Origin of the sequence: Stenotrophomonas maltophilia (assembly GCF_001676385.1) — a bacterium.
Classification (GTDB): domain Bacteria; phylum Pseudomonadota; class Gammaproteobacteria; order Xanthomonadales; family Xanthomonadaceae; genus Stenotrophomonas; species Stenotrophomonas maltophilia_J.
Map to the genome: position 1 here is coordinate 66,365 of NZ_LYVJ01000014.1, position 18,026 is coordinate 84,390.

Below are 18,026 nucleotides of genomic sequence, written 5' to 3' on the forward strand. Positions count from 1 at the left end.
CCGCCATCCGCGGGAAACCCGTTTTTGACGTTGCTGTTGAAGTTGCCGGCCAGCGGCCGGCACTACCGCGGGTGCAGGGCGCAGCCCTGCCGCCCCCCATACTTGCAACGGTCATCAACCCGGTCCACACTTCGTTGCCGATCTGAAGACGGCAACGATGACCCACAAGATCCCCCTGTTGATCGACACCGATCCCGGTGTGGACGACGCGCTGGCCCTGCTGATGGCCTTTGCCGATGAACGGCATGACGTGGTCGCCCTGACCATCGCTGCCGGCAATGTCGGCCTGCAGTACACCGTCCGCAATGCCCTCAAGCTCTGCGACATCGTCGGACGCGCCGACGTGCCAGTGTTTGCCGGCAGCCCGGATCCGCTGCTGCATCCTTCCATGGACGCCGCCCACGTGCACGGCCGTGACGGCTACGGCGACGTGGACCTGCCACCGCCGAGCCGCCAGGCCGACGCGGAGCACGCCGCGCTGGCGATCCTGCGCCTGTCGCATGAACACGCTGGCGAACTGATGCTGGTGATGCTCGGGCCGCTGACCAACCTGGCGCTGGCGCTGAAGCTGGACCCGACCCTGCCCGAGCGCATCAAGCGCATCGTGGTGATGGGGGGCGCGGTCACCTGCCACGGCAACATCACCCCGGCCGCCGAGTTCAACATCGCATTCGACCCGGAGGCGGCGCACGTGGTGTTCACTTCGTTCAAGCACCTGCTGGTGTCGGACTGGGAAGCGACCGTCGCCCATGGCCTGCCGCTGCAGGATGCCGAATCATGGCTGCAGGCCGATTCCGATCGCGCCCGCTTCTACGAGCTCATCTCGCGCAAGACCCGCGCCCTGTCCGAAGACAGCAAGGACGGCCGCTGGTACACGGCTGACGCGCTGGCGATGGCCTGGGCGCTGAACCCGGAAGGGCAGCGGCGGGTCGAATCGCGGCCACTGAGCGTGGAGCTGAACGGAACGTTCAGCCGCGGTGCCACCCTCGTCGACTGGAACCGCCAGACCGGCCAACCGGACAACTGCGACCTGCTGATGGCCTACGACCAGGGGCGTTTCGAGGCCCTGGTACGCCAGGCGCTGGGTGCGGCCTGACGACCCGGTCCCGGGCACCGGTTGCCCCCGGCGGCAACCGGTGCTTATAATGCCGCTCTTGACCACCAGCCCATTTACGGTGTGAGCCCATGAAGGCCGATATCCATCCGAACTACCGCGACGTCGTCTTCCATGACGTCACCTCCGATTTCAAGATCCTGACCCGCTCGACCATGGCGACGAAGGAAACCATCCAGTGGGAAGACGGCAACGAATACCCGCTGGTCAAGGTTGAAATTTCCTCGGCTTCGCACCCGTTCTACACGGGCAAGCACAAGGTCATCGACACCTCGGGCCGTATCGACAAGTTCCAGAAGCGCTACGCGCGCTGATCTGTCGATCCTGCTTCGAACCGACGGCCGCGCTCTGCGCGGCCGTTTGTTTTTCCCCGACGCCTGCCCAACGGGTGTTGGGATGGGTGAAACACAGTGTTCGCGTGACACCGCTTTTGCCGATCCGGGCTGCTTGCTGGCCGGGTTCTGGCTGCCTGTCGCCTACGACTTCCGTCTAGCACCCGACAAATGCTGCTGTGCGATAATGACCTGATCCCCGGCACAGGCCGAGGACGTCATTCACGTGCCTGACCAATGCGCTTGGGCAGGCGCCTTCCCATGAAGGAGCGCACACAGTGTCCGATCTTGATCAGGTCACGCTCAACGCCGGCGACACGTCGGTCGTTCTGCCCGTCATCAAACCCACCCTTGGCAACGACTGCGTCGACATCGCGAAGCTGACCAAGGAAACGGGGTTCTTCACCTACGATTCCGGCTTCACCGCGACGGCCAGCTGCAAGTCCGCCATCACCTATATCGACGGCGACAAGGGCGTGCTGCTGTACCGCGGCTATCCGATCGAGCAGCTGTCGGAAAAGTCGAGCTACGTCGAAGTGGCCTATCTGCTGATCAACGGCGAGCGCCCGAGCGCCGAGCAGCTGAAGGCCTTCACCGACGAGCTGACTGCCGAAGCCAACGTCGACGACTCGATCAACACCCTGATCGGCAGCTTCGCCAGGGACGCCCACCCGATGGCCATCCTGGCTGCCGCAATTGCGCAGCTGTCGGCCATTTACCACGGTTCCCTGGACCTGTCCGACGCCGAACAGCGCCGCAAGGCCGCGGTGCGCCTGATCGCCAAGGTGCCGACCCTGTCGGCGCTGATCTACCGCCACGGCAAGGGCCTGCCGGCCAACAAGCCGGATACCTCGCTGGACTACGTCAGCCGCTTCCTGAAGCAGACCTTCGAGTCGGCCGACGGCCAGTACGAGCTGAACCCGGACGTGGTCAAGGCGCTGGACCTGCTGTTCATCCTGCATGCCGACCACGAGCAGAACGCCTCGACCTCGACCGTGCGCCTGGTCGGTTCGACCGGTGCCAACCCGTACGCGTCGGTCGCCGCGGGCGTCACCGCGCTGTGGGGTCCGGCCCACGGCGGTGCCAATGAAGCCGTGCTGAAGATGCTGGAAGAGATCGGCACGGCCGACAACGTCGAGTCCGCCGTGCTCAAGGCCAAGGACAAAACCTCCGGTTTCCGCCTGATGGGCTTCGGCCACCGCGTGTACAAGAACTTCGATCCGCGCGCCAAGGTCATCGGCGAGATGACCAGCAAGGTGCTCAAGCAGCTGGGCGTGCAGGATCCGCTGCTGGACGTGGCCGTGAAGCTGGAACAGGCTGCGCTGCAGGACGAGTACTTCGTCGCCCGCAAGCTGTACCCGAACGTCGATTTCTACAGCGGCATCATCTACAAGGCGCTGCAGATCCCGACCGAAATGTTCACCGTCATGTTCGCCCTGGGCCGTACTTCCGGCTGGGTGTCGCATTGGCTGGAACAGCAGGTCGATCCGGAAATGAAGATCGGCCGTCCGCGCCAGGTCTACACCGGCAGCGACGTGCGCGACTACCAGGGCTGATCGCCCGCGGAGGTTGTGCCGAGAACGCCCCGCATCCGCGGGGCGTTTTTTTTTGTGCCCTGATCGTGTTCGACGGAGTGTGGGTGCGGACCGCTGGTCCGCACGATTCCCGGATGGTCGCTGTAGAGCCGAGCCCATGCTCGGCTGGCGCCCGTCCACACCGCGCAGCCGAGCATGGCTCGGCTCTACAAGAGCCCGCTTCCGGGTCTAAGTGCTTTCTGGCAATGAATGTCGCTTTCATGTCTTTTCGGATTTATTGCATGGGGATCACATCGAAGGCGATAGAACCTGTGGGTACTCATCCCTCCACGGAGAACATCATGAACCGACTGCTCGCCATCGCCCTCATCGCCACGCCACTCGTCCTGCCAAGCTCCCCGGCCCTCGCGCAGTACACCGGTCCGGGTGCAGGATCCGCTGCCAGCACAGTCGCCGACGCACGCGCGCAACGTGATGATCATCCGGTGGTGCTGCGTGGCACCCTCATCGCCAGGATCGGGGACGAGCGCTACCAGTTCCGCGATGCCAGCGGCCAGATCGAAGTCGAAATCGACGACGAAGACCTGCCGCCGCAGGCCATCGGCGCCGACACGGTGGTGGAACTGCGTGGCAAGGTGGATACGCATCGGTTCAAGGCCACCGATATCGATGTCGATCACGTCACCGTGGTGCCTGCAGGTTGAAGCAAACGGCAGCCGAGCATGGGCTCGGCTCTATAAATTCAAAGCAATGAGGTTTATTGCATTGAGCCAATGAGGGAAATTGCATAACTCCCAAACATTGAGATCCTTCAAGAATTGTCCTTAACGATCAATGTTTTAGGAATGCTTGAATGGCCTGCATGACAAGGAATTTCTAACATTCTCTCCGTCGCCCGCACTCACCTCTGCGGGTGGCGCCTCCCTCCTCTTTCTCCTTAGGGGAGGGAGGCTTTCATATTCCCCCTTGTCCGAGAGAGACAAATCATGCACGCCATTATCAAGAAGGCCGCGCTCACCGCAGCGCTGGCCACGGCCTCGCTGTCCGCGCACGCGCTGGAAACCAAGATCACCGTCTACGCCGACGTCGACCCGACCCTGGCACTGCTGCGCGACGATGGCAGCCCGCTGCCGGACACCGTGCAGCTGACCCACGATCCGCTGCGCGGCCTGCTGCCGTCGACGCAGCAGGTGCGCATCCATTCCAATGACGAAACTGCGGACATCGAGGTGCGCCTCGGCCACGATCCGGTGCTGACCAATGGCGCCACGCGCGTGCCGCTGGCCGTCAGCCTGAATACCGACGCGCTGACCACTGCGGTCACCGAGTTCAAGGCGGCTGACCTGTTCAACGGCGCCAGCTCGACCCCGGGTGCCTCCATCTCGATGCCGCTGACCATCGCCCAGGCGGGTGCCGGTGGCCCGCTTACGGTCAACGGCCGCTACGAAGGCATGGTCTACATCGTCATGAACCAGAAGCCCTGATCCACGGCTTCCCGCGCCGGCCCGCACTCCGGGCCGGCCGCTACTCCAGCGGTACTCCCCAATGACCCCACACGCCCCCGCCGTTACCCGGCTGGCGGTCGCGCTCGCCTTGGCGATGTCTGCTCCCCTGGTCGCAGCCCACGGCGTGCCCGCCGGCTTCGAGGATCTGGTCGAAGGCCAGACCGAACAACTCGACATCCAGCTGTTCGGCCGCTCGGCCGGGCTGTCGCCGGTACGCGTGACCCTGGAGCACGTGCAGCTGGAAGACCCCGCGCACGTGCTGCAGGCGCTGGACCTGCCTGCCGATGCACAGGCAGCCTTGCTGCCGGCGTTGTCGCAACCCCTGCCGCGCAACAGTCATCTGGCCTGCCGCTTCGGTGGCGCCACGGCCGGCTGCGGCTATCTCGACCCACCCGAAGACCCCACCGCGGCGCGCGCGCTGTATGACGAAGGCGAGGGCGCCGTGCGCCTGTTCGTGGCGCGGCAGTGGATTCCGGGAGAGCCGGCAGCGGAGCGTTACCACAAGGTCACGGCCAATGCCGAGAACGCCTTCCTGCACCAGCAGACACTCAACGTCAGCGGCGGCCGCGACTATCAGGCGCTGTCCGCGCGCGGCGTGGGCACGCTGGGCCTGTTTGATCGCGGCCACCTGTCCGCCGACTGGTACTACACCCAGCAGCGCTACCGCAGCCGTGGCAGCAACGACGACTTCCAGTTCGACAACGTCTATTACCGCCATGACCTGGGCCAAGCGCATTACCTGCAGGCCGGGCGCATGGACCGCCGCAACCTGTCCAGCCCGCAGGGCGGCACCTTCAGTTTCAGCATGCTGCCGCTGGACCGTTTCCAGGGCGCACGCGTGGGCACCACCCAGGCCTATGTGGACACCGACGCGGCCGTGCAGGCCACGCCGCTGACCGTGCTGCTGGCGCGCGATGCGCGCGTCGATGTGTTCGATGGCGAGCGGCTGCTGCAGACCTTCTACCTGCAGGCGGGCATCAACCAGATCGACACCCGCAATTTCCCGTTCGGCAACTACCTGGTGCGCATGCGCATCTACGAAGATGGTGTACTGGTGCGCACCGAGGAGGCGCCGTTCGACAAGGGCGGCGACTGGACCAACAGCCAGTGGCAGTGGTTCGTGCAGGGCGGCCGCCGCAATGAGCGCCGTAGCGACCGCTTTGATGGTGAAAGTGTGGCGATGGCCGGTGTGCGCGTGCCGCTGGGCCGCGATGCCGCCATGACCGCCGGCGCTGCCAACCTCGGCGGCCACAGCTACGGCGAGCTGCGCCTGGACCTGCGCCGCGTGCTGGCCACCCAGGAAATGCGCGCCTCGCTCAGCGGCATGCGGGGCAGCGACGGCAGCAATGGCCAGCAGCACCAGCTGTCGTACCGGCGCAAGGCGTCGTGGAATCTCTACCAGCAGCGCATGCGCGGCAAGGCCTGCCAGTTCGAGGCCGATGCGCGCGACCAGCTGGGCTGCACCAACTCGCTCAGCGGCTCGATGTCGCTGCCGCTGGCCGGTGGCAATGCCTACGTGGGCTACACCCGGCGCCAGACCTGGCGCACCGGCTGGCATCGCCCCGGGTTCGAGCAGGACCCGTTGTTCGGGCTGGATCCATTGCTGCCGCCCGGCCCGCTGGAGCCGCGCCGCGAGCCCGTGCTCAGCCGCACCTGGCAGGCCAGCTTCAGCCGCAGCCATCGCTGGCAGGACTTCAGCGTGTCCACGCGCGTGGGGCTATGGCAGCAGCGCAGCACCGACAGCGTGCGCGGCAGCAACGAGCGTGACCGTGGCATCTACTTCAACCTCAGCCTGACCCGCCTGCAGCGCAGCCATGACAGCAGCGGCCAGCGCCGCTATGCGGTGGACGTGCGCCAGCCGCAGCATCAGCGCCCGGCCATCGACTACAGCGTGGGCCAGAGCCTGCGCCAGGACCGGGACACGCACTATCGGGAACTGAACGCCGAACTGCGCGCCAACAACAACGATCGCTACAGCGCCTCGCTGAGTGGCCAGCTGCAGAACGGCATCGGCAACACCACTGCCAGCATCGCGCACTATCAGCAGCGCGGGCGTGGTGAGACCGGCTACAGCGGCAGCCACAGCTCCGGCTTCGCACTGGGTCGTCGTGGCCTCTACTGGAGCGGTGCCAACGGCGCCGAGGCCGGCCTGGCCGTGCAGGTGGACGGTTTCGACGATGCCGACCTGCACGGCGTGGCCGCAGAATTGCAGGTGGGCGGGCTGCGCCGACAGCGTCTGCAGATCGGCGAGCGTCGGCTGCTGCCACTGCAGGCCTATCAGTCGCAGCGCGCCGAAGTGCAGGACGCCAGCACGCTGGACAGCATCGCCGCGATCCGCGTGACCGGCGTGGGCGGAGCACGGCCGATGTTCCTCACCCCCGGCAAGCTGATGCGCATGCCGGTGCCGATCGAAGTGACTTACACCTTCATTGGCAATGCCAAGGACCTTGCGGGGTCGCCGCTGGGCGGCGCCCGCATCCTCAACGCGCCGGTGCCCGGCACCAGCGCCAACGGCAGCTTCGTTGCCGATTTCCCGCGTCGCGAAACAACGCTTTACCTGCTGCAGGACGACCGCCTGCTGCATTGCCCGCTGCAGGTGCGCGAGCGCCGCCAGGTGGTGCTGCTGGTCGGCGCCGTGCACTGCGAGCCGCTGGCCGTGGCCCAGCTGCCGCCCGAGATCCGCCAGCAGGCCCGCGTGACCCGCCTGCTGCAGGAACGCGCGTTGATTGCCGCCACGCCCCAGACCGCTGCTGCAGGAGGTACGCCATGAGCCGGCGTTGGATGTGTGTGTTGATGCTGGTGTGTGCGCTGGTGCTGGTGATGCCACGGGCGTGGGCGCAGTGGCCGCCGGAGACCCATCCGACGGACCAGAGCCGGGACATCGTGCTGAGCTGGGATCGCTCGGCGGTGCCGGGTGATGTGGAGCTGTGGGCGCCGCGGACGGTGCTGGGGTTCAGTCACGACCTGGCGTTCAAGTATGGGCAGATCCATGTGGTTTGTGGGTCTGCTTCTGATAGTGAGTTTGGGCGGTGCCCGACGGAAGGTGCACCGCTCATCTCAAGCGGGCAGACAGAGATTGCTTTGCGTCTCGTAGATGCTAGGACTGGTCTGCATATGGAGATTCGTGCGCTGGGAAGCCTACAGCGGACAATGTCCGGCTATCGCTGTGGTTTCGATTACTGGGACGGTGAACAGCGCAAGCTGAATGCAGCATTCTGGTACCGATGTGGATCGGACGAGCCGATCGGCACAGGCGCAGCTCTGACTCTTCCGACATCTGAGTTGGCCAGGCTCGTAGCCGGCCACTGGAAGGCCACGATGCGCCTGAACATCAAGGCTGATCCCGCAGCAGCACCCGTCGCCACGGCGACCTTCAACTTCGATTTCACCGTCACCGACTACGACGCGATCTCGATCTACTTCCCCGGCTTCGACGGCATTGCACCGCTGGTCAACATGGACCTGCGCTACGACCCCATCCGCAAGGTGGTCGGCGGCTACAAGGAAGTGGACATGTGCCTGTACGACGGCGTGGGCTCGCAGAGCGAGTTCCTCGGCGTCACCGTGCGAGACAGCGGTCCACGACCACCGCCCGGACGGGACTTCGCGGTCTGGCACGGGGACGGTGGCAGCGATGACACCCAGCGCCTCGACTACCAGGTCAGCCTGAAATATGGCGGCAACCGTCTGGCGATGAAGAACGGCGAAGAACAGCTGCTGCGCGGCATCGACAGCGCGCAGCTGCGCCTGGTGATGCTGCCGGGCATCAGCCAACCCGTGTACTGCGTGCCCACGCCGCTGGTGCTGGAAACACCGCCTACGCCCATCGCCAGCAAGCGGCCCGGTCTCTACGACGGCGAGCTGGCGGTGGAACTGCGCGTGCCGACCGCCAAACCCTGATCCCCACGGAGCCTCATCATGAAGAAGCTGCTGTTCTGTCTGCTGCCGTTGAGCGTGCTGCTGGCGCCGCCGGTACAGGCCAACCTCTCCATCCATCCGATGCGCGCGGCCGTCGATGGCAAGCGCGGTACGCAGATCCGCGTCTACTCGCACTCCACCCAGCCGCAGTACGTGCAGGCACGCCTGTTGCGCATCTCGAATCCCGCCCAGGTTGGCGAGGAAGAGGTGGAAATGGAGGCGGCCGACGCCGCGGTCGCCATCACCCCTGGGAAGTTCGCACTCAGTGGCGGAGGCAATCGCCTGATCCGGGTCATTCCACTGCGCAGCGTGGAGAAGGAAGTGGCCTACCGCGTCTACTTCGAGGGTGTCAGGGGACCGGACGGGACCCTGCTTGAGGGTGACGAGCAGGCGGCACAGGCCAACGTCGGCGTCAGCCTGGTCTGGGGGGCGCTGGTGAACGTGCTGCCCGCCAATGGCAGCGTGGATCTGCAACTGCAGGGCGACACCCTGCGCAATGTGGGGACCCTGCGGGTCGGCATCACCGGACTGGCTGAGTGCAGCGCCAGCGGTGCCTGCACGACCCACGACTTTGCCAAAAGCCTGTACCCGGACGCGGAGCTGAAGCTGCCGTTCCAGCCTCAGCCGGGCAATACCGTGCAGCTGCATTACCGCCTTTCCAAGGACGGCTACCGCGAGCACGTAACCACACTGGCGCCAAGCGCCTGATCGTTCCTGGCCCCGCGCTGTTCGCGGGGCCCCATTTTCGATGTCCTGTTAAGGAAAAGAGCATGAATCATATCTATCGTCGTATCTGGAGTGCCGCCAAGCAGTGCTGGGTGGTTGGCAGTGAGTTGAGCAGTCTGCGCGGCAAGTCCGCTGGAGGCAGGGCACTATTGCTGGTGGCGGCACTGGTGGGCCTCCCTGCCGCAGCGCACGAGCACTCGGAGGAAGTGGCTGAGGGCGAGCGTGAAGGGACCGACTCCAGTCAACTCCTGATGCCCTCTCCGTGGCGCTTTTCGTCATTCTCGAACCAGGTGAATGCGGGTTACACCCAGCTGGCTCTGGTAAATGACAGCCAGTATCGGAATGCCACGATCAGCGGTGATATGCAGATGATCCTGGGTTCACGGTCGAGCATCAGTGGCTGGGGATCGGTGGTCTACGGCACCGAATCATCGCTGTCGGGGCTGGGAAGTGTGCTTGTAGGAAATTCATCGATCGCACGCGGCGACAGGAACGTCGTCGTTGGATACGGATCTGAGGCCAAGAGTGGATACGCGACAGTCGTGGGTGCCAGCTCGATCGCATCAGGAATTGGTGCAACCGCACTGGGGCATGACGCCAGGGCATACGCGAGCAACTCCATTGCGGTGGGCAGTGGTGCCAGGACCGTGGAAAGTTCGGCGGGTGTTTCCCGCATTGCTATTGGCGGGAACGCTTTTGCTGGAACGGCGGGATATTCAGGTGCCATCGCGTTGGGAGGGAACGCACGTGCCGAGTACAGTGGAGTTGCGTTGGGGCATCACGCCATGGCGAGCGCCCATGACTCGGTAGCCATCGGAGCATATTCCGAGGCAACGGAAGGCAATTCGGTGTCTGTTGGCAGCTCATCGACGAAGCGGCGAGTGACCAATGTGGACGATGCGCGATTGAACGCCAGCAGCACGGATGCCGTTACCGGAAAGCAGCTCCATGCTACCAATAGCAATGTAGCGGCCGCGCGCTCGGTCGCGGACTCTGCCAAGACCAATGCTGACAGTGCGCTGGCAAAGGCCAATGTGCTCTCAGGCCTTATGAGCCAGACGTCTGCCTCGGGGAACGTCCGTGTAGGTGCAAGCAACAGCGGTACCGTACTGGACGTCCGCAACAGCGCCAGCGCCAATCGCAGGATCACGGGCGTGGCGGATGCCACACTGAGCACGTCCAGCACCGATGCTGTGTCAGGGAGGCAGTTGAATGCCACCAACAGCAATGTCACGGCCGCGCGCTCCGTCGCGGACGCCGCCAAGACCAATGCTGACAGTGCGCTGGCAAAGGCCAATGTGCTCTCAGGGCTTATGAGCCAGACATCGGCGTCGGGGAATGTTCGTGTAGGTGCAAGCAACAGCGGCACCGTACTGGACGTCCGCAACAGCGCCAGCGCCAATCGAAAGATCACGGGCGTGGCAGACGCCACGCTGAGCACGACCAGCACAGATGCGGTGTCAGGCAAGAAGCTCAATTCCACCAATAGCAATGTCACGGCTGCGCGCTCCGTTGCCGAATCCGCCAAGAGCAATGCTGACAGCGCGCTGGCAAAGGCCAACACGCTTTCGGGCCTCTTGAGCGAGACGTCGGCTTCAGGGAATGTCCGGCTGGGTGCTTCCAACAGTGGCACAGTCCTGGACGTGCGGAACAGTGCCAGCGCCAACCGCAGGATCACGGGTGTTGCTGACGCGACGTTGTCCTCGACGAGCACCGATGCAGTGACCGGTCGGCAGCTCAACACCACCAACAGCAACGTCAGCACCGCGATGAGTGATGCCAGTTCCGCCAAGACCGCAGCGAATACCGCGCTGGCCCAGGTGGGGACGCTCAACGGGCTGCTGAATCAGGTCAGTGCCAGCGGCAATGTTCGCGTGGGTGAGAAGAACAGTGGCACCGTATTGGATGTGCGCAATAGCGCGAATGCGAACCGTAAGCTGACCGGCGTGGCCGATGGCGTGGTCAGTGCCGGCAGCTACGAAGCCGTGAATGGCAGGCAGCTCAATGCCACCAATGAGAAGGTGGTGGCTGTGGAAGGCATGGCCACTTCTGCAGCTGCGGACGCCACCTTGGCAAAGGTGGATGCGGCCAAGGCGCTGGCCCAAACAGCGGCGCTGGGCGGGCTGGTGGCGCAGGTTTCCGCGTCTGGCGATGTGCGTTTGGGAGAGAAGAACAGCGGTACGACCCTGAATGTGCGTAATAGTGCAAATGCCAACCGGAAGATCAGTGGTGTGGCGGATGGAGCCCTGAGTGCCAGTAGTGCCGAAGCTGTGTCTGGGAGGCAGCTGTATTCAACCAATTCACGCGTCTCTGATCTTGAGGGTGTCGCCCAGTTTGTGAGTATCGGTTCAGCTCCCTTCAGTGAACGTGCCGAAGCGGGTGTGGCAGGTGTTGCGGTCGGAAATTCTGCCAAGACGGGACTGGAGGGAGGAACTGCGGTAGGCACGTTTGCGGAGGCAATGGGCAAGAATTCCACTGCGATTGGTAGAGGCGCAACTGTCTCTGCAGGCTCCGAAAATGGATTTGCAATGGGAGCTGGCGCACAAGTTGGCGGAGGCGCTAGCGGTACGAGTGGTGGTGTCGCGATCGGCGCTGGCGCAAGAGTTGAAAGCGGGGCTCACGGCTCGTTGGCACTTGGAAGTAGCTCCCAGGCAAATGAAGAAGGGGTTGCATCATTTGGGAATACAGGCATGCAGCGCCGTCTTGTAAACATCGCTCGTGGTACCGGGGACCACAACGCCACTACCATTTCCCAGCTCAAGGACTCCATCGCCACCCTTGGCGGCGGCGCAGGCATGGATGCCAGCGGCAACATCATTGCCCCGACCTACAAGGTGCAGGGTGGAACTCAGGGCACCGTTGAGGACGCGCTGATGGCACTCGATGGCGCTGTCATCACCGCAGGCCGTCGCGCGGACAAGGTGGAAGGCCAGCTGGGTTCGATCTTCCAGGATTCACCTTCGACCCGCGCCGACGGCATGAGCCAGATCGCGCTGAATGGCGTGAATGGCATGGTGCTGACCAACCTGGCTGACGGACGTGTGGCGCCAGGAAGCCGTGATGCCGTAACCGGCAGTCAGTTGTACGCCGCAGAGCAGAAGATCTCGCAGAATCGGAACGATCTGGAGGCGATGCGCAAGGAGCGGGAGAGGGGCGAGCAGACCATGCGTGGATTGGAGGCGAGCGTCATCGATTACGGCGGCGCACGTTTGACTGGAGTGGCCGAGGCGAAGCTGTCGGCTGACAGCTTGGATGTTGTGCGGGGCAGCCAGCTCTATGAGACCAACAGCCGTGTTTCGGCCATGGAAGGCATCAGCCAGTACGTCAGTGTGGGTGCGGCTCCAGGCTATGGTCCTGCTCAGGCTGGACCGGTTGGTCTTGCAATTGGGAACTTCGCTAAGACCGGCAACGATGGAGGAACTGCAGTGGGAACCCATGCGAAGGCACTGGGCAGAAATTCCATAGCCCTTGGTCGCGCTTCGGTCGTGCATGAGGATTCCGATAGCGGATTTGCGCTAGGTACTGGAGCGGAGGTAGGCATTGCCGGAGGTGGTGCACGAGGAGGCATTGCTATCGGTGCTGGAGCAAAAGTGGGTAAAGGAGCGAATGGTTCACTGGCAATAGGCGAAGGCTCTCAGGCGAATGAGGCCGGAGTGGTTTCATTTGGAAGTGCAACTACTTATCGCCGTCTCATAAACATCGCCAACGGTACCGCCAACCACAACGCCGCCACAGTCGGCCAGCTGCGCGGTGCACTCTCCGCCCTCGGCAGCGAAGTCGATGCCAACGGCAACATCGTCGGCCCCAGCTTCAACGTGCAGGGCCAGTCCCAATCCACCCTCAACGGTGCATTGGAAGCGCTCGACGGCGCAGTCGTCAGCACCACCTCGCGCGTGAACCAGGTCGAGTCCCAGCTTCGCTCCGTGTTCCAGGAAACCCCCTCGGTGCGTGCAGACGGCACCCACCAGCTCATCCTGGCCGGTGCCAACGGCATGGTCATCTCCAACGTGGCCAACGGCCTGATCGCGGCCGGCAGCCGCGATGCGGTCAACGGTGGCCAGCTGCATTCGATGCAGCAGCAGATCAACGGCCGCATGGATGGGCTGGAGCAGCGCATCGACGGTCAGCCGCAGGCCCGCGCCATGGCGGCAGCATCCACGCCTTCGCCGTCCACCGAAGACATCGCGCCGGCACCGGAAACCAGCGGCTCGCCGCAGATCGCCTCGACCGGTGAAGGTGACAAGCCCACGCCGCAGCCGAAGCCGAAGCAGGACGACACGCCCAAGCCGCAGGTCGACACCGCCGACCTGGAAAAGATGCTGGCCCGGGCCAACGAGTACACCGATGGTGCGATCAGCACCTTCGAGCGCCGCCTGGACAAGATGGACAAGCGCTTCAACCGCATGGCGGCAATGAGCAGCGCACAGAGTGCGATGGCGATGAATACCGCCGGCCTGGCCACCTACAACCGCCTGGGTGCGGGCGTGGGTTACAGCGAGGGTGAGTCGGCGATGGCGGTGGGCTACCAGCGCGTGCTCAACGAGAAGGGTTCGGCCACCTTCAGCCTCAATGGTGCGTTCACCAACAGCGGTGAGCGCAGCATGGGCGTCGGCGTGGGCATCGGCTGGTAAGCGATGGAGCCCCGGCGTGACGCGCGTAATCCGCCCCGCCGCGCCGGGGTCCTTGCCGAGGAAATGGCCATGTACAACCGTGTAAGAGGGCTCATGAGCTACCGCAGCTTCTACGTATGGCGCGCGAGGTGCCGATACTTTGCGCGCTACCTCGACGGCTGGCGCCTGGTGACGCTGCTCTGCTTCTTCGGTGTGCTGGCCCTGCTCTGGTACCACTGGCGCGTGGCGAACCTGCCGCCCCCGCGTGTGCATCCGGAGGCGGCGGCATTGCGCGTGGAAGGCATCACCAAGGAGGCCATCCATCGCATCGTGCTGGTGCGTCATGGTGGAGAGACACCGGGGCAGGAATTCACCACGCCCGAGGCGGTGCGGGCCAGCACGCTGCGCACGATGCAGGTACGGGCAGTGCTGGACAGTGAAATGGCGTGGCGGTTGAAGGCCCGCATGCTGGCGGACATCGGCGACTACATTCATGCGACCGGCGGCTGCGTCCCCTACGATTGCCGGCGGGTGCGCGATCGCCTTGAATTCGTGCGCCGGGCGGGCGTGGAGAACGCCGAGATCAATGCGGGACTGGCGCCGCTCCTGGACATCCCCCTGGACCGGATGCCGTGCCTTGACGTCGGCGAGCGCAGGCGGGTGAAGAGCGGCTGGTCGGATACGTTCAACGACATCTACTACCAGGCCTGGCTGTTGCGCGATCTTCAGACCATGCACGCACAGATGATGCTGGAGTATCCGAAGCGTGCACCGGCGCCGTGGCTGCCCCGGTTGTTCAGCGATCCGATCCCGGACCCGCGCATCATCTGGTAGCACCGGCGGGCGCGGGGCCGGCGCTACCGTTACCCGCCGAGGTACGCGGTGATCTCCGCCTCGGCCAGCAGCTGCCGCAACTGCGCGATGGACGCCCGCCGCATCGGCTTTTCATCCACCGGCGACAGAGGGGCCTGGCGCAGAGCGTCATAGGGCAGCACTGCCAGGTCGAAGGTCAGTTCCTCGGCACTGAACAGCCACACCGGTACGTCCAGGCTGCGCTCGCGGTCCATGCGCAGCCGCCGCGTCCGTGACTCAGCGGGGATGCCGTGCTCGTCCAGGAAACGGTGCACGGCCTCCGGGTCATCGCTGTGCACGTGCAGCTGCACCGGGCTGTTGGCATCGGCGGTACCGTCCAGTACCGGGCCGGCCAGGCGCGGCGAGAAGGCATGCAGGAATTCCAGCGCTCGCATCGCTGCTTCGCGGCGGCGCTGCAGTTCATTGCCATGCTGCGGGCCGGAGAACAGCCGCTGGTATTCGCGCAGGGCGTCTTCGATCTCGGTGTTGCGGGGCAGGGAGGCATCGTCGTGGATGCCGAGCCGGCTGGCGGCCTTCAACTTGGCCTGGTGATAGTCGCGGATGCCGCCTTCGGCCATCAGGCGGGCGGCTTCGTGGGCGAGGCGATGGCGCCGCTCGCGGGTCTGGCTGGCAGCATGCTGACGGGCGCGATGCATGCGATGACTCCTGTTGCGACCTGGCTACAGACTAGCGCAAGGATGTGACATCCGCGTGGGTATCGCGGAGGCGAGCAAGCGGATGCCGTTGATCGTGTAGAGCCGAGCCCATGCTCGGCTGCTCTACCGCACGCCCTGAGCCGAGCATGGGCTCGGCTCTACGGCCGCATCGGTGCCAACCCACGGTTGGCACCCACCTGACCCTTCCTCAGAAGATATCGAACGCGGCGGCGTCGGCCTGCGGCGTATTGAGGTTCAGGTCGTAGTCGGTCAGGCGGTCCATGTCTTCCACCTTGACCCATTCGGTGGCACCGTTGAGGGTGGCCTGGACCATGCCGGCGGGCGGCTCGTTCTGCGCGATCGGGGTGTCCTTCAGCGCGGTGCGCATGTACTCGATCCAGATCGGCAAGGCGGCCTTGCCGCCGTACTCGCGGTAGCCCAGCGAGCGGAAGTCGTCGCGGCCCACCCATACGGTGGTCACATACGGGCCACCGAAGCCGGAGAACCAGGCATCGCGGTGATCGTTGGTGGAACCGGTCTTCCCGCCCACGTCCTCGCGGCCGAGTACCTTGGCCTGGGTGCCGGTGCCGCGCTGGACCACGTCGCGCATCATCGATACCAGCTGGTAGGCGGTGCGGGCGTCGATCGCGCGCGGCGCAGTGCGGGCATCCGGGTTGGCCGGTGCCGCCGGGGTTTCGACCTTGGCTTCGGCCTTGGCTGCGGCGGCCGGGTCCACCTTCGGGGCCGGAGCGCCGAAGTTGAAGCCGTCCACCACCTGGTTGACCGGCTGGCCACTGCTGCCGGCGCAGTCGCGGCAGGCCAGTGCCGGGTTTTCCTTGAACACCAGGTTGCCGTCGCGGTCGTTGACCTGGTCGATCAGCCAGGTATCCACGCGCGAACCGCCATTGGCGAACACGGCGTAACCCCGGGCCACCGACAGCGGAGTGAGCGAGGCGGTGCCCAGTGACATCGACAGGTTCGGCGGCAGCTCCGATTCGGCGAAACCGAATTCGCTGATGTACTTGCGCGCGTAGTCCACGCCCATGCCGTCGAGCAGGCGCACCGAGACCAGGTTGCGCGACTGCACCAGCGCTTCGCGCAGGCGCATCGGGCCGCGGAAGCCGCCGCCGTCGTTCTGCGGTGCCCAGGTCTTGCCGCGGCGGTCGCGGAACACGACCGGGGCGTCGAGCACGATCGAGGCGGGGTTGTAGCCCTTGTCGAAAGCGGCCGCGTAGACGAACGGCTTGAAGCTCGAGCCCGGCTGGCGCCGGGCCTGGGTGGCGCGGTTGAACTTGTTGCCGGAGAAGCTGAAGCCACCGACCAGCGCCTTCAGTGCGCCGCTGTGGGCATCCAGCGAGACCAGTGCGGACTGGCCGCGCGGGATCTGGTCCAGCAGCCATTCGCCTTCCTTGGCACCGGCGCGCACGCGCACGATGTCACCGCGCTGCACCAGCCTGGCCGGCGTCTTGTTGGTCCACTTGGCGGCACCGGCCGGCAGCACGATCTCGGTACGGTTGGCCAGCACCACGGTGGCGCTGCCATCGGCGCCGGTGCTGGCGACGATGGCCGGCAGCAGGCCGGCCTGCCCGTACATGCCGCGCAGGTGCTCGGCGAGGGCGGCGGTATCGTCACCGGCGCCCAGCGACACCTGCTTCTCCACGCCGTGCCAGCCATGGCGGTGGTCGTACAGCAGCAGCCCATCGCGCACCGACGTGTTGGCGGCGGTCTGCAGCGTCGAGTCGATGGTGGTGGTGACGTGGTAACCCTTGTTGACCACGTCGCCGCCGAAGCGGGCAATCATTTCCTGGCGCACCAGCTCGGCCACATAGGGAGCATCGACCTGTACCGGCGGCTCATGCGCGCTGGCGTGCATGGGTACCGCCTTGGCCGCGTCGGCCTCGGCCTGGGTGACGAATTTCAGGTCGGCCATGCGCTGCAGCACGTAATTGTCGCGGCGCTGGCGGGCTCGCTCCGGGTTGGAGATCGGGTTGCCCGAGGAGGGGAACTTGGGAATGCCGGCCAGCGAGGCCATCTCGTCCAGGTCCAGCTCGTTGAGCTTCTTGCCGTAGTAGAACTCGGCCGCAGCGGCGACACCGTAGGCACGGTTGCCGAAGAAGCTCTTGTTCAGGTACAGCTCGAAGATCTCGTCCTTGCTCAGCTCGGATTCGATCTTCCGGGCCAGCAGGATCTCGGCCAGCTTGCGGGTATAGCTGTATTCCGAGCTGAGGAAGAACTGGCGAGCCACCTGCTGGGTGATGGTCGAGCCGCCGGGCACGCGCTTGTCGCTGGTGGTGGCCAGCAGCCACACCGCACGGGCGATGCCCTTGTAGTCCACGCCACCGTGCTCGTAGAAACGGGCGTCTTCGGTGGCCAGGAATGCCTGCTTCAGCTTCTCAGGCACGTCCTTCATGGTGACCGGAGTACGCCGGGTCTCGCCGAACACCGCCATCAGCTTGCCGTCGGCGGCGTAGACGTACATGGGCTCCTGCATTTCCACGTCGCGCAGGGTCTGCACGTCGGGCAGCTTGGAGGATACGGCGTAGTACAGACCGCCCACGGCGGCCGCGCCGATCAGCGCCAGGACCAGGACAATCAGGAAGATCCAGCGCAGCCAGCGGCGGAGTCGAGTCATCGGGTTCAGATTCCGATTGCGAATTTCGTGGTCGCAGAGTATAGATTACGCAAGGTGGCGGCTGGGGCCGGCACCGGGGAGCGCAAGGGGAATTGCCAGGGGCTGCATCGTGAACCTGTGAGGGACTTCACAGCAGGGCCGTTGCC

General features: G+C 65.0%; 12 protein-coding genes. 10 read left to right on the forward strand and 2 right to left on the reverse strand.

Annotation, left to right across the window (positions count from 1 at the left end):
- Positions 1-157: 157 nt before the first annotated feature.
- From A9K58_RS16945 to A9K58_RS16990, 10 genes are all read left to right on the forward strand, one after another.
- Complete coding sequence (locus A9K58_RS16945) at positions 158-1,096, forward strand: nucleoside hydrolase (RefSeq protein ID WP_065200450.1); 939 nt, start codon at positions 158-160, stop codon at positions 1,094-1,096.
- Positions 1,097-1,185: 89 nt separating this feature from the next.
- A complete protein-coding gene (locus tag A9K58_RS16950; RefSeq protein WP_005410871.1) occupies positions 1,186-1,428 on the forward strand; it encodes a type B 50S ribosomal protein L31 in 243 nt (80 codons plus the stop codon).
- A 296-nt stretch (positions 1,429-1,724) separates the two neighbouring features.
- Positions 1,725-3,002 carry a citrate synthase gene (locus A9K58_RS16955; protein ID WP_065200451.1) on the forward strand — a complete coding sequence of 426 codons (1,278 nt, stop codon included), beginning with the start codon at positions 1,725-1,727 and terminating at the stop codon, positions 3,000-3,002.
- A 320-nt stretch (positions 3,003-3,322) separates the two neighbouring features.
- Positions 3,323-3,685, forward strand: a complete 363-nt coding sequence (locus A9K58_RS16960; RefSeq protein ID WP_065200452.1) for a NirD/YgiW/YdeI family stress tolerance protein — start codon at positions 3,323-3,325, stop codon at positions 3,683-3,685.
- Between the two features lie 282 nt (positions 3,686-3,967).
- On the forward strand, positions 3,968-4,465 hold the full coding sequence (locus tag A9K58_RS16965; protein WP_065200453.1) for a CS1 type fimbrial major subunit: 498 nt from the start codon (positions 3,968-3,970) through the stop codon (positions 4,463-4,465).
- Positions 4,466-4,526: 61 nt separating this feature from the next.
- Positions 4,527-7,256, forward strand: coding sequence for a TcfC E-set like domain-containing protein (locus tag A9K58_RS16970; protein ID WP_065200454.1), 2,730 nt, complete (start codon positions 4,527-4,529; stop codon positions 7,254-7,256).
- Positions 7,253-8,386: a CfaE/CblD family pilus tip adhesin gene (locus A9K58_RS16975; RefSeq protein ID WP_065200455.1), complete on the forward strand. Its 1,134-nt coding sequence runs from the start codon at positions 7,253-7,255 to the stop codon at positions 8,384-8,386. The genes A9K58_RS16970 and A9K58_RS16975 overlap by 4 nt, the downstream gene beginning before the upstream one ends.
- A gap of 18 nt (positions 8,387-8,404) precedes the next feature.
- Positions 8,405-9,112: a pilus assembly protein gene (locus A9K58_RS16980; RefSeq protein WP_065200456.1), complete on the forward strand. Its 708-nt coding sequence runs from the start codon at positions 8,405-8,407 to the stop codon at positions 9,110-9,112.
- Between the two features lie 62 nt (positions 9,113-9,174).
- Positions 9,175-13,761, forward strand: a complete 4,587-nt coding sequence (locus A9K58_RS16985; protein ID WP_065200457.1) for an ESPR-type extended signal peptide-containing protein — start codon at positions 9,175-9,177, stop codon at positions 13,759-13,761.
- A 69-nt stretch (positions 13,762-13,830) separates the two neighbouring features.
- Positions 13,831-14,574 (forward strand): hypothetical protein, encoded by a 744-nt coding sequence (locus A9K58_RS16990; protein WP_065200458.1) that lies wholly within the window; start codon positions 13,831-13,833, stop codon positions 14,572-14,574.
- Positions 14,575-14,603: 29 nt separating this feature from the next.
- Here the strand turns inward: A9K58_RS16990 and A9K58_RS16995 are convergent, their stop codons facing one another.
- Together A9K58_RS16995 and A9K58_RS17000 are read right to left on the reverse strand one after the other, a co-directional pair.
- Positions 14,604-15,248, reverse strand: coding sequence for a hypothetical protein (locus A9K58_RS16995; protein ID WP_065200459.1), 645 nt, complete (start codon positions 15,246-15,248; stop codon positions 14,604-14,606).
- Positions 15,249-15,456: 208 nt separating this feature from the next.
- A complete protein-coding gene (locus A9K58_RS17000) occupies positions 15,457-17,880 on the reverse strand; it encodes a penicillin-binding protein 1A (RefSeq protein ID WP_065200460.1) in 2,424 nt (807 codons plus the stop codon).
- Between the last annotated feature and the right edge of the window lie 146 nt (positions 17,881-18,026).